This window comes from Geomobilimonas luticola, assembly GCF_018476905.1.
In the GTDB taxonomy this organism is placed as follows: Bacteria; Desulfobacterota; Desulfuromonadia; order Geobacterales; family Geobacteraceae; genus Geomobilimonas; species Geomobilimonas luticola.
Genome location: NZ_JAHCVK010000002.1, coordinates 1 through 25,006, shown reverse-complemented (window position 1 = coordinate 25,006; position 25,006 = coordinate 1). Strand labels below are relative to the sequence as shown.

The 25,006-nt window shown below is 58.5% G+C and carries 25 protein-coding genes; 6 read left to right on the top strand and 19 right to left on the bottom strand.

The window, feature by feature from the left end:
• The first annotated feature begins 7 nt into the window (after positions 1 to 7).
• Together KI810_RS06820 and KI810_RS06815 are read left to right on the top strand one after the other, a co-directional pair.
• Entirely contained in the window at positions 8 to 2,146 is a 2,139-nt protein-coding gene (locus KI810_RS06820) for a cytochrome-c peroxidase (RefSeq protein WP_214174765.1), read from the top strand.
• Between the two features lie 71 nt (positions 2,147 to 2,217).
• The gene (locus KI810_RS06815) at positions 2,218 to 3,393 is read left to right on the top strand and encodes a DUF3466 family protein (RefSeq protein WP_214174764.1); all 1,176 of its coding nucleotides are present in this window, start codon (positions 2,218 to 2,220) and stop codon (positions 3,391 to 3,393) included.
• Positions 3,394 to 3,493: 100 nt separating this feature from the next.
• On the opposite strand, the gene yhbY is transcribed toward KI810_RS06815, so the two are convergent.
• Together yhbY and sppA are read right to left on the bottom strand one after the other, a co-directional pair.
• Positions 3,494 to 3,796 carry a ribosome assembly RNA-binding protein YhbY gene (gene yhbY / locus KI810_RS06810; RefSeq protein WP_214175175.1) on the bottom strand — a complete coding sequence of 101 codons (303 nt, stop codon included), beginning with the start codon at positions 3,794 to 3,796 and terminating at the stop codon, positions 3,494 to 3,496.
• A 59-nt stretch (positions 3,797 to 3,855) separates the two neighbouring features.
• On the bottom strand, positions 3,856 to 4,749 hold the full coding sequence (gene sppA / locus KI810_RS06805) for a signal peptide peptidase SppA (RefSeq protein ID WP_214174763.1): 894 nt from the start codon (positions 4,747 to 4,749) through the stop codon (positions 3,856 to 3,858).
• Positions 4,750 to 4,783: 34 nt separating this feature from the next.
• On the opposite strand from sppA, the gene KI810_RS06800 reads away from it, so the two are divergent.
• Complete coding sequence (locus tag KI810_RS06800; protein WP_246525353.1) at positions 4,784 to 5,323, top strand: YfcE family phosphodiesterase; 540 nt, start codon at positions 4,784 to 4,786, stop codon at positions 5,321 to 5,323.
• A 10-nt stretch (positions 5,324 to 5,333) separates the two neighbouring features.
• On the opposite strand, the gene KI810_RS06795 is transcribed toward KI810_RS06800, so the two are convergent.
• The 10 genes from KI810_RS06795 to KI810_RS06750 all read right to left on the bottom strand — a co-directional run bounded on the left by KI810_RS06795 (position 5,334) and on the right by KI810_RS06750 (position 15,085).
• The gene (locus KI810_RS06795) at positions 5,334 to 5,726 is read right to left on the bottom strand and encodes a hypothetical protein (RefSeq protein WP_214174762.1); all 393 of its coding nucleotides are present in this window, start codon (positions 5,724 to 5,726) and stop codon (positions 5,334 to 5,336) included.
• Between the two features lie 39 nt (positions 5,727 to 5,765).
• Complete coding sequence (locus KI810_RS06790; RefSeq protein WP_214174761.1) at positions 5,766 to 6,149, bottom strand: response regulator; 384 nt, start codon at positions 6,147 to 6,149, stop codon at positions 5,766 to 5,768.
• Between the two features lie 63 nt (positions 6,150 to 6,212).
• The gene (locus KI810_RS06785; protein ID WP_343213477.1) at positions 6,213 to 7,157 is read right to left on the bottom strand and encodes an ABC transporter substrate-binding protein; all 945 of its coding nucleotides are present in this window, start codon (positions 7,155 to 7,157) and stop codon (positions 6,213 to 6,215) included.
• A gap of 29 nt (positions 7,158 to 7,186) precedes the next feature.
• Complete coding sequence (locus KI810_RS06780) at positions 7,187 to 9,316, bottom strand: hypothetical protein (protein ID WP_343213476.1); 2,130 nt, start codon at positions 9,314 to 9,316, stop codon at positions 7,187 to 7,189.
• 35 nt (positions 9,317 to 9,351) lie between these two features.
• Complete coding sequence (locus KI810_RS06775) at positions 9,352 to 10,341, bottom strand: DmsE family decaheme c-type cytochrome (RefSeq protein ID WP_214175171.1); 990 nt, start codon at positions 10,339 to 10,341, stop codon at positions 9,352 to 9,354.
• Between the two features lie 108 nt (positions 10,342 to 10,449).
• Positions 10,450 to 11,325 carry an ABC transporter ATP-binding protein gene (locus tag KI810_RS06770; protein ID WP_246525351.1) on the bottom strand — a complete coding sequence of 292 codons (876 nt, stop codon included), beginning with the start codon at positions 11,323 to 11,325 and terminating at the stop codon, positions 10,450 to 10,452.
• An 84-nt stretch (positions 11,326 to 11,409) separates the two neighbouring features.
• A complete protein-coding gene (locus KI810_RS06765; protein ID WP_214174760.1) occupies positions 11,410 to 11,859 on the bottom strand; it encodes a hypothetical protein in 450 nt (149 codons plus the stop codon).
• A gap of 290 nt (positions 11,860 to 12,149) precedes the next feature.
• Positions 12,150 to 13,106 carry a tetratricopeptide repeat protein gene (locus KI810_RS06760; protein ID WP_214174759.1) on the bottom strand — a complete coding sequence of 319 codons (957 nt, stop codon included), beginning with the start codon at positions 13,104 to 13,106 and terminating at the stop codon, positions 12,150 to 12,152.
• A 1-nt stretch (position 13,107) separates the two neighbouring features.
• Positions 13,108 to 13,956, bottom strand: a complete 849-nt coding sequence (locus KI810_RS06755) for a hypothetical protein (RefSeq protein ID WP_214174758.1) — start codon at positions 13,954 to 13,956, stop codon at positions 13,108 to 13,110.
• Positions 13,949 to 15,085, bottom strand: a complete 1,137-nt coding sequence (locus tag KI810_RS06750) for an acetoin utilization protein AcuC (protein WP_214174757.1) — start codon at positions 15,083 to 15,085, stop codon at positions 13,949 to 13,951. Before KI810_RS06750 ends, KI810_RS06755 begins: the two co-directional genes overlap by 8 nt.
• Before the next feature lie 268 nt (positions 15,086 to 15,353).
• On the opposite strand from KI810_RS06750, the gene KI810_RS06745 reads away from it, so the two are divergent.
• Complete coding sequence (locus KI810_RS06745) at positions 15,354 to 16,571, top strand: ammonium transporter (RefSeq protein ID WP_214174756.1); 1,218 nt, start codon at positions 15,354 to 15,356, stop codon at positions 16,569 to 16,571.
• Positions 16,572 to 16,705: 134 nt separating this feature from the next.
• A complete protein-coding gene (locus KI810_RS06740) occupies positions 16,706 to 17,539 on the top strand; it encodes a response regulator (protein WP_214174755.1) in 834 nt (277 codons plus the stop codon).
• A gap of 63 nt (positions 17,540 to 17,602) precedes the next feature.
• Here KI810_RS06740 and gltX read toward each other — a convergent pair whose 3' ends face one another.
• The 3 genes from gltX to scpC all read right to left on the bottom strand — a co-directional run bounded on the left by gltX (position 17,603) and on the right by scpC (position 20,979).
• Positions 17,603 to 19,003, bottom strand: coding sequence for a glutamate--tRNA ligase (gene gltX, locus KI810_RS06735; protein WP_214174754.1), 1,401 nt, complete (start codon positions 19,001 to 19,003; stop codon positions 17,603 to 17,605).
• 49 nt (positions 19,004 to 19,052) lie between these two features.
• Positions 19,053 to 19,220 carry a DNA gyrase inhibitor YacG gene (locus tag KI810_RS06730; protein WP_425513895.1) on the bottom strand — a complete coding sequence of 56 codons (168 nt, stop codon included), beginning with the start codon at positions 19,218 to 19,220 and terminating at the stop codon, positions 19,053 to 19,055.
• A 196-nt stretch (positions 19,221 to 19,416) separates the two neighbouring features.
• On the bottom strand, positions 19,417 to 20,979 hold the full coding sequence (gene scpC, locus KI810_RS06725) for a succinyl-CoA:acetate CoA-transferase ScpC (RefSeq protein WP_214174753.1): 1,563 nt from the start codon (positions 20,977 to 20,979) through the stop codon (positions 19,417 to 19,419).
• 237 nt (positions 20,980 to 21,216) lie between these two features.
• On the opposite strand from scpC, the gene KI810_RS06720 reads away from it, so the two are divergent.
• A complete protein-coding gene (locus tag KI810_RS06720; protein ID WP_214174752.1) occupies positions 21,217 to 21,816 on the top strand; it encodes a TetR/AcrR family transcriptional regulator in 600 nt (199 codons plus the stop codon).
• Positions 21,817 to 21,963: 147 nt separating this feature from the next.
• On the opposite strand, the gene KI810_RS06715 is transcribed toward KI810_RS06720, so the two are convergent.
• From KI810_RS06715 to KI810_RS06700, 4 genes are all read right to left on the bottom strand, one after another.
• Positions 21,964 to 22,506 (bottom strand): YaeQ family protein, encoded by a 543-nt coding sequence (locus KI810_RS06715; RefSeq protein ID WP_214174751.1) that lies wholly within the window; start codon positions 22,504 to 22,506, stop codon positions 21,964 to 21,966.
• A complete protein-coding gene (locus tag KI810_RS06710) occupies positions 22,454 to 22,792 on the bottom strand; it encodes a nucleotidyl transferase AbiEii/AbiGii toxin family protein (protein WP_246525349.1) in 339 nt (112 codons plus the stop codon). Before KI810_RS06710 ends, KI810_RS06715 begins: the two co-directional genes overlap by 53 nt.
• 302 nt (positions 22,793 to 23,094) lie before the next feature.
• Positions 23,095 to 24,300 (bottom strand): type II toxin-antitoxin system HipA family toxin, encoded by a 1,206-nt coding sequence (locus KI810_RS06705; protein WP_214174750.1) that lies wholly within the window; start codon positions 24,298 to 24,300, stop codon positions 23,095 to 23,097.
• Positions 24,297 to 24,536 carry a helix-turn-helix domain-containing protein gene (locus KI810_RS06700; RefSeq protein ID WP_214174749.1) on the bottom strand — a complete coding sequence of 80 codons (240 nt, stop codon included), beginning with the start codon at positions 24,534 to 24,536 and terminating at the stop codon, positions 24,297 to 24,299. Before KI810_RS06700 ends, KI810_RS06705 begins: the two co-directional genes overlap by 4 nt.
• Between the last annotated feature and the right edge of the window lie 470 nt (positions 24,537 to 25,006).

Genomic DNA, 25,006 nt, shown 5'->3' with positions numbered 1-25,006 from the left:
GGAAACCATGACCAGTGGAAATACACTATACGGCACCATGCACCGGAACAGATGGCGCACCTTCACGGCAGTCCTCCTGACGGCGCTCCTCGTGGCGGACCTGACAGTACCCCTTGCCGCACGGGCCAACCCCGCCTCTCTCAAAGGCGTTCCCGTACCGAAACCGGCCGACCTTGCCGAATTCGTCGTCGACGAAGCCGCAGCCATCCGCCTAGGGAAAGCCCTTTTCTGGGACATGCAGGTGGGAAGTGACGGCATCACGGCCTGCGCCTCGTGCCACTTCCACGCCGGCACCGACAACAGGGTGAACAACTCCGTCAATCCGGGGAGCCTGGCGGGGGACTCCTCCTTCGCGGGACGGCCAAACGGGACCTTGGCAAAGGGTGATTTCCCCTTCACCCGTTTTACTGATCCCCACAATCGTGCGAGCAGGACGGGGCACCGCAATGATGTGGTTTCCTCACAGGGGGTTTCCTTCACCTCCTTCGGCGGCGTCCGCCAAGGAAACGCCGTCGACGCCGGGCGGACCCTGCGCGACACGGTGTTCGACAGCAACGGCCGCAACATCCGGCGGGTGGAACCACGAAACACCCCGAGCGTCATCAACGCGGTCTTCAACTTCGCCAACTTCTGGGACGGCCGGGCCAATCACTTCTTCAACGGCCAGAACCCCTTCGGCATCCAGGACGTGAGTGCCCGGGTGCTCGTCAACAACGGCGGGGCCCTTGAGTCCCAGGAACTGAACCAGCTGGTCGATCCGGTGACCGGGCAACGTGCCCATTGCCTCGACAATTCTGCCCTTGCGTCCCAGGCAGTGGGTCCCCCCATGAGCGACTTCGAGATGTCGTGGCAGGGGAGGTCCTTCCCCGACCTGGGGAAGAAACTCCTGGGCTTGCCTCCGCTGGCAAAACAGGTGGTACATGCAACCGACAGCGTCCTCGGTCCCCTTTCCCGACAACCGGCAGCGGGGCTGGCAACCACCTACGCCGACATGGTCAGGGCAGCCTTCCACCCCAAGTACTGGAACGGGACCCAGACCGTCTCTTTCCAGACCGGCACGGCACGCAAGGTAGCCGCCACACGCAAACAGCCCCGGACGAGCAACCTCGATGCGGGGAATGTAACCATCAACCCTGCCGGCGCGGCAGCCGCCGTAGGCACCGGCGGCAGCTATAGCCAGATGGAGGCAAATTTCGCCTTCTTCTTCGGCCTGGCAATCCAGCTGTACGAGGCGACTCTCATTTCCGACGACACCCCTTTCGACCGCTTCGTCGCCGGCGATCCAACCGCTCTGACCCCCCAGCAGCAGCAAGGGCTGAACATATTCTTTTCCGGCGGAGTCGGCTGCGCGAACTGCCACGTGGGGGCCGAGTTTACCGCAGCCTCCGTGAGCAACGCCAGGAACCCCCTGGAACCGGGGCTGATCGAAGTCATGGTGATGGGTGACGGCGGCCAGGCCACCTATGACATCGGCTTCTACAACATTGGCGTAACGACTACGACAGAAGACATCGGCAGGGGGGCGAACGACCCCTTCGGCTACCCCCTCTCCTTCTCCCGGCAGAACGTCATGAATCCGCCGCCACCGTTCACCTTCCCGAAACCGGGATGCGTCAACGATTTCATCGGTGACCCCCCCAATATCTGCCCGCCGACTGCCAGCACGGTGACCCGGGTGGCGGCCAACGGTGCGTTCAAGACCCCGGGGCTGCGCAACGTGGAACTGACCGGCCCCTTCTTCCACAACGGCGGGATGTCGACCCTGCGGCAGGTGGTTGACTTCTACATACGGGGAGGAAACTTCCGCGAGGAAAACATGGCCGACCTCGACCCGGTGATAAACGATATCAACGGCCTCAAGGATGCCGGCAAGGAGGCCGACCGCAATGCCCTCGTTGCGTTCCTTCTCTCCCTCACTGACGAGCGGGTCCGCCAGGAAAAGGCACCTTTCGACCACCCCCAGATCTTCGTTCCCAACGGGCACGAGGCCAAGGTAGCGGGAGATCCGAAGCGGACGAGAGTGCTCGCAGACCGGACCCTGGAGATCCCAGCGGTAGGTGCCGCCGGCCGGCAGGCCCAGGGGCTCCCCCCGCTGCGCCCCTTCCTGGACACGACAGGCAGTCCCACGTACCACTTCCAGCCGTGACCGGTCGTTATGATTATGCAACTGATTAGTGAACTATGTCAGGTAACTCTGAAGGAAAAGGAGATGAAGCTATGAAAGAATTTACCAGAATAGTACTCGGGTTATTGGTTGTGCTCATGCTGGCCCTTGCCGGATGCGGCGGGGGAGGAGGCAGCAGCACTACGCCGACTGCAACAGATCTTGACGGTGACGGCGTCCCCAACACGGAGGACGCGTTTCCCAACGATGCGACTAGATTCGCCTCGTTCACCACCAGACAGATAACCGGGATAACCGGCTCCACGTTCAGTGCCGCGGTGGACATCAACGGCACCAGGCAGGTGGTCGGCATGTCCGATACCGGTGCTACCCAGGAGCTTCGGGCCGTCCTCTGGAACGTGGCCGCAGACGGCACCCCCTCCCCCACCATCGAACTGAACCCGCTGGGAGGCAATGCCTACAGTGCCGCCTACGGGATCAACGAGGCGGGGATAACCGTCGGCGAGTCGTCGGACAACAGCGACACCGTCGCCGTTTTCTGGCCTTCCGGTTCCCAGAACCCGACGAAACTGCAGCTGCTCGCCGCAACGGGGCCCAGCGCCGCTTTCAAGATCAGCACCACCGGCAGAGTAGTCGGCGAGACACTGAACGCCTCCGCAAAGAGCGTTGCCGTGCTCTGGAACACTGTGACATCCGCGCCGCTGGAGCTGCCGAGGCTATCGGGTGGAACCACCAGTGCAGCCTATTTCATCACTGCAGACGGCACAAGGATCGTCGGCGAATCCGAGAACTCCGGAGGAAGCATGCGGGGGGTCGTCTGGCAGGTGGCAGCCAACGGCACCGTGGGCAATCCGACCGAACTGGGCGTCCTCTCCGGGCACGTCACCAGCGTTGCCCTCGGCATGAACGCGGCGGGTCAGATCGTCGGCGAATCAGAATCGGCTTCGGGCGAGGTTCATGCCGTCATCTGGACCGAAGGGGTACTTGGCGGCCTTTTCGGCTATAACGTGAAGGATATGGGTCCTGCCGGGGCGAGGAGCAGCGCCTCAGCCATAAACGATACCAGCAGGATAGCGGGATGGATGGATTCCCCTGCTTCCACGGCTTCCCTCTGGCATGCACTCAACGCCCTCAATGTAGCGACACCCCTTTCAAACGCCATCTTCGCCCAGGGAGTGACAAGCCAGGCATACGGGATCAACAGCGGAGGCTACGTGGTCGGCATGTCGCAAGACCGGGCCTTCGTGGCCGTCCCCTCTTCCCCCTGACAACCAGAGGCTGATGATCTTCAAACAGGAAGAGCCCGGGTTTGCCGGGCTCTTCCTGTTTCAGCTGTCTCAGTGGAGAGATTACGCCGATCAGACCTTTCTATTTTCTCCCCTTGGGAAGTTCCAGTTTCGGTTCCGTCGCCGGGCGATAGAGAAGGACGGTGCGCCCCAAAACCTGGGCTACCTGCGCGCCGCACGTGGCCGCCAGTTCATCCGCAACCTCATGGCGGTCCAGAAGACAGCTTTCGAGAATCTTGATCTTGACCAACTCATGGGTAGACAACGCCTCGTCGGTCTGCTGCACGAGCGCGGCGTTCACCTCGTTTTTCCCAACCGTAACAACCGGCTTGAGTCCATGCCCAAGCCCCCTAAGAAATCGTTTCTGCTTACCAGTCAGTTCCATACATCTCACTTTCACGTTGAATTGTGGTACTCCTACTTGCTGTCTTCGCGTCGGACACGCTATCTGACAAAGCCGTCCAGCTCGTAATTGACGCTGAAACCGCTCTCTCTCGTCACCAGGTTGCCGATCTTTCCTGCGCTTTCCTCCACCAGCATATCCAGCAGCAGCTTTTTCTTCTTGCTCGGCCTGATGAGCTGCGGTTCTCCCTTGATGCCAGCCAACCGCCCCGCCTCGGCGACTGCGTCTTCGAGATTGCCAAGCCTGTCTACGAGCTTCAGGGCATGCGCCTGTTCTCCCGTATAGATGCGGCCGTCAGCGAGGGTTTTGACGTCATCGACCGGAAGCTTCCTCCCCTCGGCGACCGCCTTGACGAACTGGCCGTAGGTGCTGTCGATCACCCCCTGCAGCATCGCCCGCTCCTTGTCGGTCATGGGGCGGACCGGCGAACCGACGTCCTTGAACTCGCCGCTTTTAAGGGTATGGGCCTTCACGCCGATCTTCCCCATGAGCCCTTCCATGGTGGCGAACTTCATGAGCACACCGATGCTGCCGGTTATGGTTCCCGGGTTGGCGTATATCACCGAAGCCGGGGCGGCGATATAATACCCCCCCGATGCCGCCACGCTCCCCATGGACACCACTACCTTTTTCTTTCCTGCCAGCTTCTTTATCTCCTCGTAGATCTCCTGGGAAGGGCCGACTCCACCCCCCGGAGACTCGACCCGCAAGACCACCGCCTTTACGTTGCCGTCCTCTTTCAGCTCCCGGATCTGCCGGATGGTTTCCTGGGATTCCAGGATGGGTCCCCGGACTTCCAGAAGCCCTACCCCCCCGCCCGTGACAAAACGCCCCTTCTCCCCCAACAGCACGGATGCGACATATACCGAGACCGTGAAGAGAAGAATCATGCAGAGTGGTACGGCAATCCACAGCCACAGCCATTTATTTTTCATGTGAACTCCACATTCCGCCGGGAAGGCCTGGTGAATGTACCAAGCTGTGCCGACCCGGACAAATCGCCTTGACGGCAGAACGTCATTTGCCTATGCTTGTCCCATGCGAATTATCGTTGTTTCCGACACCCATGGCAACTACCCGTTGGCGGTACGTGCCATCGACCGGGCCGGTCTGGCCGACCATGTCATCCATCTGGGAGATGTCGTTGATGATGCGGTCCTGATGGAGCACGCCCTGGGCAGTCCCGTGATCAAGGTCGCCGGCAACTGCGACCTGACCTCCACTGCCCCGAAAGAACTCTGCATGTCGTTTGCCCGCAGGAACATTCTCATCACCCACGGCCACCGCCATAACGTCAAAAGCGGGCTATCCCAACTCCAACTGGAAGCCCGCAGCGCACAATCCCACGTTGTTCTCTACGGCCACACCCACGTGGCCTCCATCGACGAACGGGATGGGATTCTGTTCGTTAACCCCGGCTGCTTTGCCGAAGCGTGCAGCGCCAAAAGTTTCGCGATCCTCACCATTACCGGCAACGACATAGCTGCTGAAATCGTCCCCGTGGAATAGTAGTCGGCGTTCAGCAGCCGCACCCGCAGTTGTGGCACACCCGGCGATGTTCCTCATCCGGCGCGATGGTTTCGGGCGCAAAGGCGAGACGGTTGATCGCCCGCTTGATGTCTTCGTAAATATCCAGGTTCGGACTCTTGCCGATGACATGCCCCACGCAGATACTGGCAAACCCGTCGGCGGGAGAGGAGATGCGCACCGCGTTCAACAGGTCGGCATAGCTGTTGATGTCGATCGTTATGTCGTGGTTGTGGACTACGGAGAGTTCGATGCCGAACCGCGCCAGGTCATCCGCCAGTTCCACGAAATACAGGTCAAACCCATGACCTGAAAAATCTACCCGCCAATCCGGCCGAATATGATTCTGCCGATAAAACGTCACCACCATCTTCTTCGCTGCCATTATTCACCCTCGTTCCGACGCGCTCTCTATCGTTCTGCCTCAGCTTACCGCCTTGCGCTGCAAGGAATTGAAAATCATGTCGAGTACAGCCTTCTGCTTGGCCTCATACTTGTTGAGCACGGCGAGACAGGTCCCCATGGGGAAGTGCTCATGGAGATACTCCGCATCCCGTCCGGAAAGGATGACAATCCGGTTTTTGTCGATCCCCGCCTCGGTTGCAAACCTGAAAATCTTGTTGCCGTCCAGGTAGGGCATCTCAAGATCCACCAGCAACAGTGCCAGATCCCCCCTCTTCATGGCCGGCAAGGCAAGAAGCGGATTGGTACAGGTTTCAACCTGCAAAAGCGGATAGTATTGATGAATATAACCGCTCAGTACTTTGGTGAAAAGTTCATCATCGTCAATTATCAGGATCTTCCCCATCCACTCCTCGTCGCACTTCTTTGCCGGCTTCCCGGGCAGGTCGCCCCCCCCGGCGGGCAGCTATTATTTCAGAATCTTGGTCGCCAGGCTCAAAACCTGGAAATGGACGTGAAGGTCAAGCGCCCTGGCCGCCCGCAGATTGATGACAAGATCGACCTTTTTGGGCGTAAGAACTGGCAACTGGGACGCCTTCCTGCCACCGAGGATTTTTGCCGCATAGTCGCCGGCAATCTGTCCCTGTTCCGCGGGATTCACCTCCAGTGCCACCAGTGCCCCCTTGTCGGAAGCCTCGGGCATCTGGGAGATAACCGGGATCTTATACTCGTTCGCACGATGGACAATCTTCTCGAAGCTGCGGCAGGCGAGGGAACTCTCGGCCACGTATATGCAGTCAACTTTGGAAAGGAAAGAATTCAGGGCCGCATCGAGCCCGGCATGGGAAGAGACATTGGCTTCCACAACGGCAAAACCCTGCTGTGAAGCCACCCGCTTGATCTCCTTCAGCTGCACGACTGACCCGGCTTCCCGTGAATTGTAGAGCACACCCATGGTCTTGACCGGCTTGATATCCATGACGGCTTTGACGAGCGTTACCATCGGGACCTTTGAGCTCACACCGGTCATGTTCCGGCCGGTGGTAGTCAGGCTTCGGGTAACACCGGTCTCAATCGGCCCATAGACGTCCACGAAGAGAACCGGCGCCTCTTCCACCTCCCGCATGGCGGTCTGGGTGGCCGGAGCTCCATAGGTGACAATGAGGTCGGCACCGATGGCGTTGAATTTCCTGATCGTGTTCGACCACGAGATGGGATCGGGGTTGGGACTCTGCAGGATGATGTCAACGTTGCTCTGGTCATACCCTTTCAGGGCAAGGGCCTTGATGAAGGCACGATGGGCTTCCCGGTAGCGGGGAAGGTCACTGGTCAGAACCGCCGCCACCAGTTTGCCTGCGGCATGGGCAGGCAGCGTCACCATGCACAGAACCACGGCGACAAGCACTATACGCACCAGTTTCCCTGACATGTGTAAAACGTTACTCACCATGTTGCACTCACCTGGGCCGTCACGATCTGCACCGTACCATCGTACAGGGATGCATACCTGTTGTCGTAATCACGGTAGGAATAGTCGACGGAACAGGTTAGGTTCTTGCTGAGATGGTAGTCCGCCCGTGCGGACACCGAGCTTTCCGTGGTTTTGACCTTGCTGCCGTCCTGCAAGCCCAGGGTGGTCTCCGTCGGGCTGAGCGCCAGAAAGAGCGGGTCGAAATCCGCTCGGGAATGGACCTGTTGCAGTGCCAGGGAAAGATCCAGCCTGTCGTTGTAACGATAGACCGAATTGAGGGAGAACACCTGGGACTGGTTTGTATACGCAGTCGCACCATTACTCCCCGGCTGCGTCGCAGAGAAAAGCACCGACTGGTCGGCTTTCCACCGCAGCAGGCTGTAGCTCGCCGACAACGTGAGTTGGTCGAACGGGGAAACCCACACGCTGACCGTGGCATTGTTCGTCCGCTTGTGGCGCGGCAGTTCGTACGTGACCGAGGGGGCGAACAGGGAAAGGGTTGTCATCGCTGCCTGTTCGTTGTTTTCCTTCGCGATGCGGTAGAAGGCAGTCGCACCCACCCTGGCCAGGTACGTGTAAGTGGCAAGCAGCTGACCTTCATGCTTCTCCTCGAATGAGCGGCCATAGGCAGGATGGCTGACCGAAGTGTAGCCGTAGAGGGCCTTGAGCCGCAACCCCTTGATGGGACGACCGAGCACGGTGAACGTCCCCCTGTTGATCGCCGTGTTTTCCGGCAGCCCCAGAGACGACGCAATCCCCGGTCGAACCCAGGGTTCAAGGTTTTCACGCTGGGTGAACTCCCCCTTGTACTCGCCCTTGAAGGTTACCAGGGCGTTTGGCCTCACCGAGAACGTAGCCGTGACCACATCCCGATTCATGTCTATGGCAGGCCTGACGGACAGAACATGACCGGGCGTATCGGCAAAAAGGCTGGTTATGGCTGACGGACTGCTTCGGTCGACTTCCTGGTGCCGGTATTTCAGGGCTGCCGAGAACCACATGCAGGGGGTGTAGACGAAATCGCCGGCCACGTTCTGCAGGGTGTCGTTCGCCTGGTTCGCCCCCCCGATGTCGGTGAGGGAGGAACGGTTTTCGCGCTTGCCGAAGGTGTAGGAAGCCGCGCCGACGATCCCCCCGGTCAGTGAGGTGTGGAGTTTGACGGTATGGGCATAGTAGCGGCTATCCGGCTCGTCGTTGTGCTGCTGGTAACCGCCGAGGCGGGGAATGAACTCGTTGTCGGACACCGGCCGCGCTATATAGAAATCCCGGGGGGTTTCGGACCGGTTGCCGAATTGCCGTATCTTGAATCCGTAAATGATGTCCACCGGTCCCAGGTGAGCGTCCACCCCAAGGTTCCCTTCGTGGGTCACCCGTTCGACCGCCCGTGATGTTGCTGTGACGGTGTTGACGACCCCCAGCGGCTCGAATGCATGGTCGGCAAAAATGAGCTGGGAACTTCCGCTCTTGACGAGACGCCAGTAATCGAGATTCAGGTGCACCGGGTAATCGTTCAGCTTGTACCGGAACTCCGCCAGGTTCTGTTCGGCACTGAGCCCGTAACGGGCGTCAGAGGCCAGATCCCGTGCAACGTAGTCCGCACCGAAAAGATTGGGGATATCGGGGGCAAAGAACCGCTCCGCAATCAGGTTGTGAAAGAGCGATTCGGTACGCAGATGCAACCGGTAAGCACCTTTGTAATCATAATAGAGATCGCCGTGATAATCGTTCTCATTCAGGTACATCCCCTCCAGGACAAACTTGTGGTCCATCCCCAGGGAATTTATGCCAGCATTGAACAGGGGACTGGAATGGAGGTACTCATACTGGGCCGCCCGACCTCCGTCTTCGTCGATGCTGAAAAAACGGTAACCTGCAGCGGCACCCACGATGGTATGGGTTTCCACCTTGCTTCTCTCCGGGAGCGACGTTTCCGGTGATACCGGTTCGATCTCCTCACCGTCATCTTCCGGCAAGAGCACATTCTCGGTAACGGCTTCCCGCTCTGCGTCCGTTGCATTCTCCGCACGGAGAGGGAGCGCTGTCACCATCACCAGGAGTGCCGCCAACAAAAGCATCTGGACGAATCGTATAGGGGCGATCACGAGTGAGCTCCTTTGCGAAAAATTCGACAACGCCTTCACTGCCGCAAGGTCCCGTTACCCGCGCCGGCGGGAAAGGGGGTGTCCGTTCCGTGAACCTGCGAATGGCAATCGGTGCAACGATTGGCAAACAACTGCTTGACGCCGGGCGTGGGAACCTGAAGATCATTGGTGTCCGCCAGGGTGTGTCCGCCATGGCACTGATAACAGAGAAACGGCATGGCAGCATTCAGGAGATTGTTGACGACCGAACCGTGGGGAGTGTGGCAGTTGGCGCAATCTTCCATCACATCGCCATGCTCGTAGACGAAGGGGCCCTGCTTTTCCATGTGGCACCGGGTGCAGGTCTCCTTGGTGGTCATCCCCTTCAGGAGGTTGCCCTGCACGGAGCCGTGTGGCTCATGGCAGTCCACGCAGGCCATTTTTTTCTCCCGCAACGGATGATGGGAAAAGAGCTGGTTTTCCGCTTTCACTTCAGGATGGCATCCGTAGCAAAGCGCGGACATCTCGTCCCGGTTCACCTTCTGCTGGGGTCCCTTGTGGAGTTTGTGACAATCGAAGCATCCGACGTCATTCATGGCATGGGCACTTGCGTTCCAGTGGGTGAGGCTCGGCGTCGATGCGGCTGAGTGGCATTTGAGGCAGATGAGGGACTGGGCCTGGGGGGGAAGGTTCATGATGTCGAGAAACGTGGTCGTATCGCACTTCTTTTTCTGGGCATCATTGAGTTCAGGATCGTCCTCCAGGTTGGCGATGGCAAGGCTGCCGGCGCCGTGGCACGACTCGCAGTTGACCAGCGGCAGGCCGGTTTCCGGCTTGATTTGTTCGCCATGGACGCTGTGCTTGAAATCGTCGGTGATCTTGTCATGACGATGGCATTTTGCCACACAGTTGTCGGTACCGACATACTCCGCGTCCATGCGACCGACAAGCATCATTTCGTACTGACGGATGGGCATGATCGGTTTGCTGTCCTTTATTGCGGCACAGGCGACAACAAGCAGGGACAGTGTGCAGAGCAGTATCATGCGGGGGAGATAGCGGCGCACGTTCGGATCCTCCTCTCCTCGGGGGCAGAGCTTGTCAGCCCCTTATTGGCAGACGGCAGCTCGGGGGGGCCACGAAAAGCCTTCGGGTCAGTCACCCTTGATCCCCTTGGTGGTGGTGAAGATAAAGCTTTTGACGATGGGATTCTGGCTCGCCTTGATCTCGGACGGGGTGCCGACCTCGATGACGCGACCGTCATGCATCATGCCGATCCGGTCCGATATGTAGAGTGCAAAGTTCAGGTCATGGGTGACAATGACCGTCGTGTTCTTCGTTGTCTCTTTCAACTTGAGAATCGTATTGGCCAGTTCATCGGTGGTCACCGGGTCGAGTTCCGCCGTCGGTTCGTCGTAGAGGATCAGGTCCGGATTCATCGCCAGGGAACGGGCAATGGCCACCCGTTTTTTCATGCCGCCGGACAACTCCGAGGTACGCAACTGCTCCGTCCCCTCCAGTCCGACTTTGGCAAGTTTTTCCCTGATTATCTCCCTGATCCTGGCCTCCTTGCAGACCCGCTTTTCCCTGAGCCAGAGGCCGACGTTCTCCCCCACCGTCAGCGAGTTGAAAAGGGCCGACGACTGAAAAACCATGCTGTAGCGATAATCCCGCTCCGACTCTTTCGAACTGGAGAATACCGCCACGTCGTCTATGTATATCTCGCCGCTGTCGGGAGTTTCCAGCTTGACGACATGCTTCAGCAGAACGCTTTTGCCGGTGCCGGACGGACCAATGATGGAAAACGTCTCGCCGGCAAATATTTCCAGGTCCACATCCTTGAGGACATGGTTGTTCCCGTAGTACTTGTTCAGATGTTCTATTCTGATGCTTACGCCACGGGTATCATTCAGGTTCACCCTGCACTCGCAGCCGTCATCCTGAAAAATCGAGCCGGTAAGGCCATGCATCAGCTTGTGGAAAATCCCGCCATCGAGCAGATTGTCGTCTTTCAACATCTTCGGAAACATGCCGTAATCCTTATTTTTTTACCCGGGGGCGGATAGTATAGCAGAAACTTCACCCAAAGGGCAACAGCCTGACTGCCACAGATCTCAGAAGAGATATTTCTGCCGGTTCGTGAAGAGACTTCTGTGCCGGTATATGTACTGGGTAAGAAGCAGAATGGCCAAGGCAGCGGCAACGTTATTGATGACCAGTGCCTCCTGGTCCACCCTTTCTCCCACCAGCTGTTCCAGTTCGGCGGTCGAGATGAACGACAGGTTGAAGATCGTGTTGGCTATCTCGAAGAGATTGTAGGCTATGAGAAAATACCAGGTGAGCAGTTGACGCTTGTAAACCCCCAGGAAAAGGTAGAGACAGACGAGGCTGTCCGCCAGCACGAGGGCTTTGGCAGCAAAACCGGTATGAATGTGGCCGAAAAAAGGGAACGGGTGCCCGAACGTGGAGGCGGAAAGGATGAAAAAGAACAGGTAGAGGCCGGCCAGGAGGGTGATTCCCAGGGGCCGGCGCACCTCGTCGTCGTGTTCATCCACAGTGATCATTCCCTGCCCCTGGCTTATTACATAAGAATCATGAACAGTCTATCAGCAGACAGACGGCGACACAAGGGAAGATTTACAGCGCAGTAACATCCCCTGCCCCGCCTGGTATCCCTCTCCATCAGCAACGCCGTGCAAACCTGCCCTTCATGGCTTCTTTTTCCGCATGTCGCTGATGGCCACACAGACACCTATCACCACCAGCACTCCGCCGATAAAAATCCAGTCCGCGACACTGAAACCGAACATGACCGCTCCTCACACAAAGAATGTCCGCACATGCCGCCTCGTACTCAGGAGTGCTGCCCGATTTCTTCCAGAACACGGCGGGCGTCGGCATGCTCCGGATCGAGCTTGAGCGCTTCCTGCAGGTACTCCTCGGCATACGCCGGCATGGACATCTCCCGGTAACAGAGTCCGAGAAAATAGGGGATTTCAGCCAGGGGAAATTCCTGGCAAAAGACCGCATCATCCAGCACATCCAGGAGGATCGCGGCGGCTTCCTGGGCCTCCTGACGCTCCAGGCATTCCAGTGCCACCCGTACCGCCTCCAGATAATCGACCACGGGAATCCGTGGCGTAACGCCAGCCGTCACACGCTCCAGACGGCTTCTGGACAGCTTTGCGGAAGGATCATCCAGTCGCCCGAGGACATCGGACCAGATACGGACGGCATCGTCGTAGCGACCGACAAGGTACGAGAACTCCCCCAGCTTGTGCAGGACATTGACATCCGTCGGCGCCAGTTCGAGTGCCCGTTTCAGGAACCGCTCCGCCCGGTAGATCGTCACCGTGGCCAGATGGAGGGCGGACAGCCGCAGCCCCTTCTCCATGTAGGTCGTTCCGATGGAATACTGCAACTGCCCATTGTCCGGTTCCAGCAGCGCGAATATCTTCAGGTAGTTGATCTTGCGGTCGAGATAGGATATCTCCACGTCCTTCTTGTCGAGCATGACGATATGGGTGGCAAGCTCGGCCAGGTAATGGGGATAGGCATCCCGGAGCATTTCGGCATAACGGGCTCCATGGAGACAGTCGGGGTCAGCCCGCAGGACGTGGTAGACTCCCCGTCCCACCATGTCGTAAGTCGGTCCCTCACCGTCCATCGAGGCAAAATCCTCATCGAGGAGCGGCAGGGGAAACTCGCCGCAGGTTATCCGCACGTTTCCGTCCAGACCGCTGACCACTGTTCCGGGTGGCGGCGTAAAAAACGTAATCCCCTTGACGGGTGCAGGTTTCGAACTGTTCATTTCACAACATCTCCTTCTCGTTCTCCCTTCCGGGAAAGGTGTCAATGCCGGCACACTCGCCGACCATTTTATAGATGCGGACATCATCCCAGGGCTCGTCCATGATGCCGTCGTGTATGGCCCAGCTCCGGCCGCGAACGGTCTTTTCCTGCCCTGGCTGGCGAAACGGCGTGGACCCGTCGAGGCGACGGGTAAGTTCACCTCCCGGCTGAAACGACCTGTCGATCGCCTCCATGAGGCGCCGCCCCGTCAGGTAGTCGAACCCGTACTTCTCGTAGCGAACGGCGTTGTCGTAGGTCAGGGGCTCCGCCACGATCATTTCCATCCCGAGGGAGTCCACGAACCGTTCGAACAGGGTGAAGAATTCCCCGAACATCCGCAATCCCCGGCGGGTCTGGTTGGGAAAGAGCCCGGCTGCCATGGCCTGCTCTTCCTCGGCAAGATTTCGGCCGTGGGTGGCAAAATAATTGTTCCGCCCGGCGCTGTCCACATCCACGTCGAATCGGGGGGCACGGGGATCGCTGATGATGCAGAACGCCAGATCCATCTGCCGGTAATGTGTTTCGGCAATGTCGAGAAAAAACACCGTGTCCCGATCATCGGGGTGGAGTCGCACCTCCATGCGCATGAACGAGAACCCCGTCGGGGCGATCACCGTGACCTTTCTCTCTCCGTCGGGGCCGCAGAGCGTACGGGGGGAGATAGAAAACAGTTCGAACAAACGGGAGGGGATGAGCCCGCCGTAAATGCGATCCTTTTCCGCTGCCGGCAGGGCGTTGATATCGGCCAGGCGGAACAGGGGGACCCCGTCGGCGCTGGTCAACGGCGAATTGCCGGGGAGCCTAGCCATGACAGCCGATGATGACGGGGAAAACCGTCGCGCGGATGGCGGCAATGCTCTTTTCCACCGCATCGAGGGCCCGGTTACGGTCGTCCTCCGGCGACCAGTGCATGGCGTCGAGGAGCATCCGGTTCCCATAACCCAGGGGGGCAATGAGCTCTACGAAGGAGGCCGGCAGTCGCGGCGACAGTTCGACACCGTTCATGCACGCCCAAGCGATGGTCCAGGCCCGTGCCACGTTGATCATGTCGTACCCCCCGCCCCCCACGGCCGCCCAGGGGATTCGCAGCGCCTTGAGCTTCCGCATGATGTAGGAATAGCTGTGGGTTGTGATTTCCAGACGCGTCAGGGGATCGGTACGGAACGTGTCGGCGCCGATCTGGGTGACGAGCACATCCGGGTCGTAGGCGGCAATGAGGGGAAAGGCCACTTCATCGAACGCTTTCATGAAAAGGGCGTCGTCGGTATGCCCGAGTAACGGAACATTGACCGCATACCCCTTACCCCTCCCGGTCCCCGTCTCGTTTTCAAAACCGGTTCCCGGGAAGAAATAGATGCCGCTCTCATGGAGCGAAATGGTGAGGACCCGGTCGGTATCGTAAAATGCCTCCTGCACACCGTCCCCGTGGTGAGCGTCGATATCCAGGTAGGCAACCCGCTTTCCCTTGGCCACAAGCCTGTTGATGGCCACCACCGCATCATTCACGTAAGAAAAGCCGGACGCCCTGCTCCGGTGGGCATGGTGCCACCCCCCCGCCAGATTGAACGCGCAGTCGAACCCCTCCTCCGTGACCAGTCGTACGGCCTCGACCGTTCCCGCCGTTCCCAGGCATGCCCAATCGAAAAAACCGGGGAAAACGGGGTTTTCCACATCCCCCAGGCCATACAGGAAATCCGCCCGGGGCTCGCTGGCCGCATTGAATTCCTTGAGCCGCGCCAGGTAATCGGGAGCGTGGAAGGAGAGGAGGTCCTCGTCGCCAACGACCGGATACTCGCCCACCACCTTCCCTGCACCGTCTGTCAGCCCGTAGGCCCGCATGAGTTCGAAAGCGAGCCGGTACCGCTGGAGTTTGAACGGGTGGTCCACACCGAAGCAATACGTGCTGAAATCTTTGGAATATATGAGAGCGGTTTTCATCGCGAAAGCCCATGAACAGGTTGAAAACCCTTAATATCAGTGAATTTACATCGTTACCCGATTACCGTCAACACCTAATTCCGCATCGTACAGCTTCATAATGTGGCAGACATGCCGAATAAACGGGCAATTATGCCCATGCAATCATGCCATCCGCAATTTTTCCCACAGCATTTCAGCAGGTTATACTGTTGGCAAAAAGGTTGCTATGTTCTGCACGAGATCACCCAACGGCGGGTGCGCGCTCTTATACCAGGGAGGTATGTCAATGGATGCAATGTCAACGGTGACAACGCTGCAAAGCAGCACCGACGTGCTGTTTCTCATGCTGGGTGCGGTCATGGTGTTCGCCATGCACGCAGGCTTCGCTTTCCTCGAGGTGGGGACGGTCCGCAAAAAGAACCAGGTCAACGCCTTTGTCAAAATCATCACCGACTGGTCGGTTTCCACCATCCTCTATTTCCTCATCGGATTCCCCCTCGCCTACGGCATCTCGTTCCTCAAACCGGCCGGCGACATCATGGCCAACCAGGGGTACGACCTGGTCCACTACTTCTTCCTCCTCTGCTTCGCCGCCTGTATCCCCGCCATCATCTCCGGCGGCATTGCCGAACGGGCCAAGTTCTGGCCACAGGTGGCGGCGGGCGCCATCTTTGCCGCCATCACCTACCCGCTCTTCGAATCCCTCATCTGGGGTAAGAACGCCTCCCTCCTCCAGGATTTCTTCAAGTCGGTGGGTGGCGCCGAATTCCACGACTATGCCGGTTCGGTGGTGGTACACTCCATCGGCGGCTGGCTCGCCCTGCCGGCGGTGCTGATCCTTGGCCCGCGCATGGGACGCTATGTGCGGACCAAATCCCACCCCATCCCGGTCAGCAACATCCCCTTCCTCGCTCTCGGCTCCTGGATTCTGGCGGTGGGGTGGTTCGGCTTCAACGTCATGAGTGCCGGCCACCTGGACAAGATATCGGGGCTGGTGGCAGTCAACTCGCTCATGGCCATGATCGGCGGCGTGCTGGCCGCCCTCGTGGCGGGGAAGAACGATCCCGGCTTCGTCCACAACGGTGCCCTGGCCGGACTCATCGCTGTCTGCGCCGGGAGCGACATCATGCATCCCCTTGGAGCATTTGCCACCGGCTGCATCGCGGCGGTGATCTTCGTGTACGGTTTCCATATCGAGCAGGAGAAACTGCGCATCGACGACGTACTCGGTGTCTGGCCGCTCCACGGCATCATCGGTTCCTGGGGCGGGATCGCGGCGGGGATTTTCGGCCTCAAGGGACTGGGAGGGATGGGTGGCGTATCCTTCGTCTCCCAGCTTCTGGGGAGTCTGGCCGCCATCATCTTTGCCCTGGCAAGCAGCTTCATCGTTTACGGCGTTCTCTCCAAGACCGTCGGTATCCGCCTGAACGAAGACGAGGAATTTGCCGGCGCGGACCTGTCGATTCACAGCATTGGGGCCTATCCGGAAGAGCACGTCCGTTAGTCTCGACTGATGGCCGACTTACAGCAAAAAGGTCCTGCGGGGCCTTTTTGCATTTTCTCCTTAACAAATGCGCTGAATTATCTTATATTGTGACCACTGACAGTAAAATTGCTTAATTAAATTAGGGGTTTCTTATGACTGTAAAGAAACAGCTTGGAGACCTGCTGGTGGAGGCGGGGATCATCACCGTCAAAACCCTGGAGCGTGCCCTGGACCGACAGAAGGGGAGCGGCAAGCGCCTCGGCCTCGTGCTAGAGGAGATGGGGGTCATCACCGACGAGGAACTGGTGGATGCCCTTGCCCAGCAGTTCGGCTTCAAGACCGTCAAGGGGTTCAGCGGCGCCTCCTTCTCCCAGGACCTGCTCGACCTGGTGCCGGAGGACCTGGCCGTGCAGAAGCAACTCTTCCCCATCAAGGAAAAGGACGGCATGCTGGCCATCGCAGTCACGGACCCCTTCGACAACGATACCTTCGACTTCCTCGCCAAAAAATCGGGAAAAAAGATCTTTCCGGTCCTGGCAACCCGCCAGGAAGTGGGAGAGGCCCTCAAGAAGCACTATCTGCGGGGTAAAGAAACCGGCGAGAGCAAGACCAGGATTCTCGTTATCGACGACTCCCAGCCCATCGCCACCATCATCCAGGTAGCGCTGCAGAAAGAAGGGTACGAGGTAGAGGTCGCCCACGACGGCCTGGACGGACTGAAAATGGCCCTGACCAACAGGCCGGACCTGATAATCTGCGATTCGGTCATGCCGCGCATGGATGGTTATGGCCTCATGCGGGCCATCAAGGGAAATCCCGCCGTGGAAGACATCCCCATGATCCTCCTCACCTCCAAGGCTTCCGGCGAGGACGAACAGAAGGCCCTGGAAACCGGCTTCATCGACTTCATCCCGAAGCCGGTCCAGCCGATCCGGGTCGTGTCCCGGGTAAAGCGGGCGCTGGATCTCCTGAAAAAGTTCAAATGACAAAAAAGGGCCGCTGGGTATATCCAGCGGCCCTTCTCGATCCGACCATCCACTCCTGCCAACTTACCCGCGAAGTTTTGCCAGGGCCCGTTCCAGACGCCGCCTCGTTTCCGCCTCCCCCAGCACCTCCATCACCTCATAGATACTCGGTGACGTCGTACCGCCGCAGAGGGCTATCCGCACCGGCGGACCGATCTGCCCCATCTTGATCCCCTGTTCTTCACAGAACTCCTTGAAGGCGACCTCGATTCCGTCGTGGGAAAAGTGGGGAAGGGCCGCCAGTTTCGCCAGAAGCGCCTCGTAGAGAGTCGCCACCTCAGGCTTCAGGAACTTGGCCGCCGCCTGCTCGTCGTAGTCGAACTCCTGCCGGTAGTAGAAAACCGCTCCATCCGCCAACTCCAGCATGGTCCTGGCCCGCTCCTGGAGGGTCTTCACCACCGCCGCCAGATCGGGGCCGGCAGTCGGGTCCACTCCCCGCTCCGCGAGGAAGGGAAGAAGCAGCCCCGCCAACCGTATGGGGTCGCCGGTTTTAATGTAGTGGGCATTGAGCCAGAGGAGCTTGTCCGGATTGAACACCCCCGCAGAACGGCCAACATTTTCGATGGAAAACTTCTCAACCAGCTCATCTCGGCTGAAGATCTCCTCGTCACCGTAGCTCCACCCGAGCCGCACCAGGTAGTTGACCATCGCCTCGGGGAGGAATCCCATGTCACGGTAGGCCATGACGCTCGTTGCCCCGTGGCGCTTGGAAAGGCGCGTCTTGTCGGCCCCCAGGATCATGGGAACATGGGCGAAGCGGGGGACCGGACAGCCGAGAGCCTCGTAGAGGAGTATCTGGCGGGGGGTATTGTTCACATGGTCGTCCCCCCGGATGACGGTGGTGATACCCATGCTGGCATCGTCGACCACCACGACGAAGTTGTAGGTTGGGGTGCCGTCGCTCCGCTGGATGATCAGGTCGTCAAGCTCTTCGTTGTTGAAGGATATCCGTCCCTTGATCAGGTCGTCGAAGGCGGTCACCCCTTCCTGGGGTGCCCGGAAACGGACCACGTACGGCTTGTCAGGCTGTTCGCCGGCCAGTTCCCGACAGGTACCGTCGTACTTCGGCTTTCGCCCCTCCTGGAGCGCCCGCTCACGCTTCGCCTCGAGCTCTTCCGCGGTGCAGTAGCACTTGTAGGCCTTGCCCGCCGCAAGCAACTTCTCGACGAACTCCTTGTAGAGCGGAAAATTGTCCGACTGGTAGAATGGTCCCTCGTCCCAGTCGAGTCCGAGCCAGCGCATCCCGTCAAGGATGGCGTCCACCGACTCCTGGGTCGAACGGGCAACGTCCGTATCCTCGATGCGGAGAATGAACTTCCCCCCCTCCTTCCGGGCGAGAAGCCAATTGAACAGTGCGGTGCGGGCACCCCCCACATGGAGGTAGCCGGTGGGGCTGGGGGCAAAACGGAGTCGTACGTCGGACATTTGATACTCCTTCATGGACAGTGCTGTCCACGGATTACACGGAATCAAGTCATTCCTCTTCCTGATCTTCTCCAGATGGGCGCTCATCCCCCGCGATGCGATACTCTTCGGAAAGCCATCCCCCTAGGTCGGTCATCCTGCACCTCTCGGAGCAGAACGGGCGGAACGGGTTGTCCGTCCACTCCCCATCCCTCCCGCAGTGGGGGCATTTCACCATTTTGGGCATTACCATGTGCGGCACCTCAAAGAAAACCCCCCGGGCGCCGCAGCGTCCGGGGGGTTCGTTGTACGGGGATGAAAGAAAGGGAAAGAGCCGGAAGCGACCGAAACTTTACCATCCATCACGGGTGTAAATCAATACCTTTCTGGATGGAACGCACCCTTCCGGCTTCCTGCGGAATGACGGGCCGGGATCAGATATCCCAGTTGTCGATCTTCATCGTGCCGTTCTTTGCCAGGTTCACCTGCATCTTGAACACCCGGTCGAGCAACTGGGGCTCATGTCCCGCCTTCCTGGCAAGACAATCCTTCTTGGCCATATCGAAGTACTCCTGGAGGAGCGGCTTGTAATCGGGGTGGGCGCACTTGTCGATAATCAGCTGTGCCCGGTCCCGTGGTGCAAGGCCGCGCAGGTCGGCAAGCCCCTGCTCTGTCACGAGGACATCCAGGTCGTGTTCCGTGTGATCCACGTGGGGCACATGGGGCACCACGCAGGTAATCCCGGTCGGGTCGGTCTTGGTCGGGCGGGCGGACGGGGTGTGCATGATGGAGAGGTAGGCGTTGCGCAGGAAGTCGCCCGACCCCCCGATGCCGTTGATCATCCGGGTGCCGCCGACCAGTGTCGAGTTGGCATGGGCGTAGATATCGAACTCCACCGGGGTGTTCATGGCGATGCAGCCGAGACGGCGGATCGGCTCCGGATGGTTGGCGATGGAGAGGGGGCGCATGAGCACCTTGCCGCTGTACTTTTCCCAGTTTCCGTAAAAGCGCTTGAACCCTTCCACGGAAAAGGAGAGCGAAACCGTGGAGGCAAAATCGAGTTTCCCCGAATCGAAGAAATCGAGCATCGTGTCCTGAAGCACCTCGGTCCAGACATTCAATCCGCTGAACGGTCCCTTTGCCAGGCCGCCGATGACCGCATTGGCGATCGACCCCACACCCGACTGGAGCGGCAGCAGGCTCTTCGGCAGGCGGCCGTTGTCCACTTCGAACTTGAAGAAATCGACGATGTTGCTGGCGATGGCTTCCGAGGTATCGTCCTGCTCGCTGAAGGAGCGGCCGTTGTCCGGCAGCTTCGATTCGACGATGGCAACGACCTTGTCCGTGTCGATACGCACGTAGGGGGAGCCGGCCCGGTCGTCGACGCGGCTGATGAGATAGGGGAGCCGGTTGGGAGGGCTGACCGGTTCGATGATGTCGTGGAGCCCCTCGTAGCTCGGGATGGACGTATTAAGCTCGATGATGATCTTGTCGGCAATCTGGACGATTTCCGGCACCGCCCCGCAGGACGCGGTCAGTACCAGCCCACCCTCCTCGGTGACGGCCGAGCATTCGATGATCGCGATGTCCAGCCGTCCGCCGTTGTCCTTGGTGTAAAAGCCGTACCCCAGGTCCTGGGCGAACATGGAAAGATGCCGGTCCCCCATCCGGATGCGCCCCTCGTTGATCCCCGCCTGGATATTCTTGCCGGTCTGGTAGGGCCAGCGACGATCGATCATGTCCAGCGACGCCCAGCGGTCTTCGGTCTCGACGCCAACGGATGCGCCGATGAAAAGATTGAACTTCAGTTTCCCCTGGAGGCCGTTCTTCTCCACATGGTCGGCAAGGGCAATGGGGACCGCCTTGGGGTACCCGGCGGGGGTGAATCCGGACCAGCCGAGACTCATCCCATGCTTGAATAACGGGATCACATCCTCCACCGGTCTGATTTTGTCGTGCAGGCTCTTTCTTCTGATTCTTTTGTGCAATTCCGACATCTGCCCCGATCCTCCTTCGGTATAGCGATTTTTTTCAAACAAACGTTTGAACGAGGTGTATACTAACACCACGTTCCGGAGTTTGCAATACCATTTCCCTGTAAAATTGGTGCATTCCAGTGTTGGCGGCTCAAAAGGGGCACGTGGATGGAGGTTCTATCGGTGAAGGTTCAAAAAACTTGATTTGGGAAACAACATTGGGTAGGTTTGCAGCTACCTTCAGGGAGGGGAAAGGGAATGACCAAAGGGGACTGCCGGAGCAGGTTGATGGAGGTTGGAATACGGCTGTTTGCCGCGCGGGGGCTCTACGGCGTCAGCGTCCGTGAGCTCTCCCAGGCAGCGGAGGCGAACATATCCATGATCTCCTACTATTTCGGGGGTAAGGAAGGACTTTACTCCGCCGTGCTGCAGGAACAGTTCGCCTGCTTCGACCAGATCGAGGAAATCAGGAAACAGGGGGCCGAGCCGCTGGAGGTGATCGAGGGATATGTTCGCTGGACCATCCGGCGCCATCGCGACAACCCGTACCTCCTTCGATTCTACACGAGCGAACTCACCAACCCCACCCCCTGGTTCGCCACCATCGTCCGCCCCTCCATCGCCAAGGTCATCCGGATCCTGATCGAGGTCGTGGAGGACGGAATCAACCGCCGGCAGTTCCGGCAGGAACTCCATGCCGCCAACGCCGTCCTCGCTCTTGCCGGCATGGTCAACTACTTCTTCCTCAGCACCCTCGCCACGGAGGAACTGATCAGCCATTCCACCGAAAAGGACGAGGAACTGATACGGCAGTACGTTGACATATTCACCCGGGGGATACTCGCTTCTCCCCCCTAGCCACCCAAACCCCGCCGGAGCTGGTTCCCTTGAGAAGTTCGTGCATGGCATCGAGATCTCCCGTTCGCAACGGATGCCGGACGCCGCCGAAAGATTAAGTACCAGCGGCAATGCTGTGCACGTCTGCCATGTATATCCCCTATCTGTTCACCGGCTCCCCATCTTTACCTGAATGGCAGTTTCCCGGGTCTCTCCGCCGATGGTCAGGTAGAGAATGCCTTCCGTAATGGTGACCCCCCAGACGATGGAGCGTTCCAGCTGTGCTGCCAGAACGTTGATGAACGCCTGGTCGATGCTGACGACGGTGAGATTGGCCACCCTTGCCAGCCTGGACAGGTGCTGCTGCTCCCATACGGCAAGCCCCTTGCCGCAGGGGAGCAGGGCAACCCGCTCAGCATGGCGGCCCGCCTTGACGATCCGCTCCGGGTCGGGCAGGCCGACCTCGACCCATAACCGGGTCCGCCCGTCGGGACCGATTACCCACAGGTCCGGTTCGTCGGTGGCGCTGAGCCCCTTGGTGAAGGCCAGTTCCGGTTCACTGAAGAGGGCGTAGGCCAGCACCCGGGCGACCAGCCGCTCCGCCGTTTCCGACGGATGCTGGGCGACCGTCGCCTGTAGCGATTCATAAACGCCGCGGTCAACGTCGGAGAGCTGGACAGATGCCTTGTAGACTGTGGATGGTAGTGCCATGACTGAACATTTTCTCCCAAATTTCTGATACATCTTCAAGCGATGCCGTGAACCGCGCCAGATTGAAATCGTCTGACGGCTCCAGCAGCGAAAAATCCAAACTCTCGGAGAATCGGTCGAGTCCGTACAGGATACGCAGGGCTGTCCCACCGTAAAAGGCGGCGTGCTCGAAGAACTTGGCGCGCCAGAGTCCGAGCAACGCCACTTCCTGGATGATCTCCCGCAAGGCCTTGACCAAAGCTCTACCCGGTCCATGCCGGTACGGAATGCTTTCCAGCGAAATCATGCGATAGGAAAACGTCCCACCGGCTGCCCAGCATGGCGGAAATCTTCATCCGTGGCCGGGCATACTCGTGAACAGCATCAAGCAGAGTCTGACAATCAAACTCTTCATAGGGAATGCTATTGAGCAACTGGGCATTCGTCATGAGCACCATCTCCTCACTGATGGCAATATAATGCATTTCAACACAGTATGACCATGTTTATTAGACATACTATGTAGTAAAACAGATTTTAGTTGAAAAGGGCACCGCGCAGAAGGGGACTAAAGATTGAGATTGATGCCTAAAGGAAAGTCGTTTCACTTCATGGTGACAAGGTATCCGTAACTCCCTCATCCCAGGCTGCGAGCATACGGCTGCCCACGTCCCGGAACTCCGGGTGCTCCTCCATATACGGAGACAACATCCCGCGAGTATCGGTCACGCCCTCGGCAACCTCTTCGAAGATCTGCCCGACTTTCCCCACCGGCAAAGCCAGGTGGGCCAAGGCAAACTTCTCCAGGATCTTCCTGGACCACCACTTCTTGGTGCCTGCCAGGGAGAGCGCTGGGACATCCCGGGGAATGTAGGCTACGGTTGTCACCATATCATACACCGGCGCCAGCCGGACCGGTTGCCCGGGCCGCTCGTACAGCACCCCGAAATTCTTCAGATGGGCATCGCCATTCCTGATCATGCAGGAAAGTACGAGTGAAGCGAAAAACTGCTCCCGGGCCGCCTGCAGGAATTCTCCCGACACGAAATCCTTGATCGACCGCGCTACCCGTTCGTAGGTACTGCCGTACTTCTGGACGGTACCCAATGCCTGCAGGGAACACATGTCCTCGAAGCCAAGGGAATTTCCGCCCGATACGGTAAGATCAAACCGCTTCATCACGAACAGTCCGCCATTTTCCGAGAGATGGAATTCCGGCCCCGGCAAACCGGCCCGCTTGGCTGCGGTCATGGAGAAGAATTCATTCGCCCCCAGTTGCGGATAGTCGGCTCCCCAGGATTTCACGATGTAACCGCCAACGGCAGCAGTTCCACGTTCGGTAGCGTCCAGCATGACCTTCGGCTGTACACCGGAAACTCCGGACCGGAGGGCATATTTCGCTATCAGGTCGTGAAACAACTCCTCGGTGTCCGGGTAGGACAACAGCTCATCCAGCGATTCGGCAGATTCAACAATACCGGCAGACGTATCTTCCGGCAGGGAAAAGCGGTTCCGGCCGATCTGATTGCCGCCGATGACGCGAAGAATGGTCAAATCGTCTTCACCGGCGAGCTTGGCAATGGCGCGCCGGACAGCCTCAAGCAGCGCCCCTTCCGGCAGGTTCATCTGGAAAACCGGGTGGAGATCCCGGCTCAGCCAGCTTTCCAGGCGTACCGGCATGGTGAGCGATACCTGGGCATCGGGTGACTCTGCGGCCTGATCGTAGGCAAAGACATACTGGCGCTGATCCAGAGTCCGGTCCAGAAGACCGGCCCGGTAGTCTCCAGACCATACGGCCAAGGTATTCGCACTCATTTCTCGTCCCTCAGCTCATCCAGCGTCGGCGGTGCCCCCGCAGGTCGCACCCGGAGTTCCAGATCGAGATATTCCAGTATCCTGATCAGCTTGCGGACACCAATTTCCTGAACGGTTCCCGATTCGATCTGGCTGATCGTGGCGCGGCTCATCTCCAGGTCCTTCGCCATCTTTTCCTGGGATATCTTCCGGCGCTTGCGCTCGTTGCGTATTTCTTCACCTATATCGAAAAGCATGAATGCATTATATACGATACAATTAACTCAATCAATAATAAAATGTATTGCATATAATACTGTTTTTAAGGTGTAACTTTTCATTCCGCACGCAAGTGACAAAAACAACCGACATCTATCTAGCTGTTTTTATCTGCTTTTTACTTGAAACGGATACAAAAACGGATACAAAGGAAACAAGTGAGACAAATGCGGGGCCGAAGCGAGTAATTCTTAGTGTTGTTGCCCAGTACGTTCGAGAGATCCGAGCCATAAAAAATCACTTGGATTGTTGCACAGATCCATACTGATCTATATGACAATTCATGGAGTATATTTCCAACCAAATGCTACAATATTGCTACAACAAAATAAAAAAGACCTAGCCGTAATCGACTAAGTCCTTGTTTTTAATGGAGCGGGAAACGGGATTCGAAGGCCTCTAGCAGATTCAGTAAGCTGTTAATTTAATTAATTATTTAAACATGTTG

What these genes read in the sequence shown, in the direction of transcription:
- KI810_RS06820 (WP_214174765.1), top strand. Translation starts at nt 8, where the DNA reads ATGACCAGTGGAAATACACTATACGGCACCATGCACCGGAACAGATGG.
- KI810_RS06815 (WP_214174764.1), top strand. Translation starts at nt 2,218, where the DNA reads ATGAAAGAATTTACCAGAATAGTACTCGGGTTATTGGTTGTGCTCATG.
- yhbY (WP_214175175.1), bottom strand. Translation starts at nt 3,796, where the DNA reads ATGGAACTGACTGGTAAGCAGAAACGATTTCTTAGGGGGCTTGGGCAT.
- sppA (WP_214174763.1), bottom strand. Translation starts at nt 4,749, where the DNA reads ATGAAAAATAAATGGCTGTGGCTGTGGATTGCCGTACCACTCTGCATG.
- KI810_RS06800 (WP_246525353.1), top strand. Translation starts at nt 4,784, where the DNA reads ATGTACCAAGCTGTGCCGACCCGGACAAATCGCCTTGACGGCAGAACG.
- KI810_RS06795 (WP_214174762.1), bottom strand. Translation starts at nt 5,726, where the DNA reads ATGGCAGCGAAGAAGATGGTGGTGACGTTTTATCGGCAGAATCATATT.
- KI810_RS06790 (WP_214174761.1), bottom strand. Translation starts at nt 6,149, where the DNA reads ATGGGGAAGATCCTGATAATTGACGATGATGAACTTTTCACCAAAGTA.
- KI810_RS06775 (WP_214175171.1), bottom strand. Translation starts at nt 10,341, where the DNA reads ATGATACTGCTCTGCACACTGTCCCTGCTTGTTGTCGCCTGTGCCGCA.
- KI810_RS06770 (WP_246525351.1), bottom strand. Translation starts at nt 11,325, where the DNA reads ATGTTTCCGAAGATGTTGAAAGACGACAATCTGCTCGATGGCGGGATT.
- KI810_RS06765 (WP_214174760.1), bottom strand. Translation starts at nt 11,859, where the DNA reads ATGATCACTGTGGATGAACACGACGACGAGGTGCGCCGGCCCCTGGGA.
- KI810_RS06760 (WP_214174759.1), bottom strand. Translation starts at nt 13,106, where the DNA reads ATGAACAGTTCGAAACCTGCACCCGTCAAGGGGATTACGTTTTTTACG.
- KI810_RS06755 (WP_214174758.1), bottom strand. Translation starts at nt 13,956, where the DNA reads ATGGCTAGGCTCCCCGGCAATTCGCCGTTGACCAGCGCCGACGGGGTC.
- KI810_RS06750 (WP_214174757.1), bottom strand. Translation starts at nt 15,085, where the DNA reads ATGAAAACCGCTCTCATATATTCCAAAGATTTCAGCACGTATTGCTTC.
- KI810_RS06745 (WP_214174756.1), top strand. Translation starts at nt 15,354, where the DNA reads ATGGATGCAATGTCAACGGTGACAACGCTGCAAAGCAGCACCGACGTG.
- KI810_RS06740 (WP_214174755.1), top strand. Translation starts at nt 16,706, where the DNA reads ATGACTGTAAAGAAACAGCTTGGAGACCTGCTGGTGGAGGCGGGGATC.
- gltX (WP_214174754.1), bottom strand. Translation starts at nt 19,003, where the DNA reads ATGTCCGACGTACGACTCCGTTTTGCCCCCAGCCCCACCGGCTACCTC.
- KI810_RS06730 (WP_425513895.1), bottom strand. Translation starts at nt 19,220, where the DNA reads ATGGTGAAATGCCCCCACTGCGGGAGGGATGGGGAGTGGACGGACAAC.
- scpC (WP_214174753.1), bottom strand. Translation starts at nt 20,979, where the DNA reads ATGTCGGAATTGCACAAAAGAATCAGAAGAAAGAGCCTGCACGACAAA.
- KI810_RS06720 (WP_214174752.1), top strand. Translation starts at nt 21,217, where the DNA reads ATGACCAAAGGGGACTGCCGGAGCAGGTTGATGGAGGTTGGAATACGG.
- KI810_RS06715 (WP_214174751.1), bottom strand. Translation starts at nt 22,506, where the DNA reads ATGGCACTACCATCCACAGTCTACAAGGCATCTGTCCAGCTCTCCGAC.
- KI810_RS06710 (WP_246525349.1), bottom strand. Translation starts at nt 22,792, where the DNA reads ATGATTTCGCTGGAAAGCATTCCGTACCGGCATGGACCGGGTAGAGCT.
- KI810_RS06705 (WP_214174750.1), bottom strand. Translation starts at nt 24,300, where the DNA reads ATGAGTGCGAATACCTTGGCCGTATGGTCTGGAGACTACCGGGCCGGT.
- KI810_RS06700 (WP_214174749.1), bottom strand. Translation starts at nt 24,536, where the DNA reads ATGCTTTTCGATATAGGTGAAGAAATACGCAACGAGCGCAAGCGCCGG.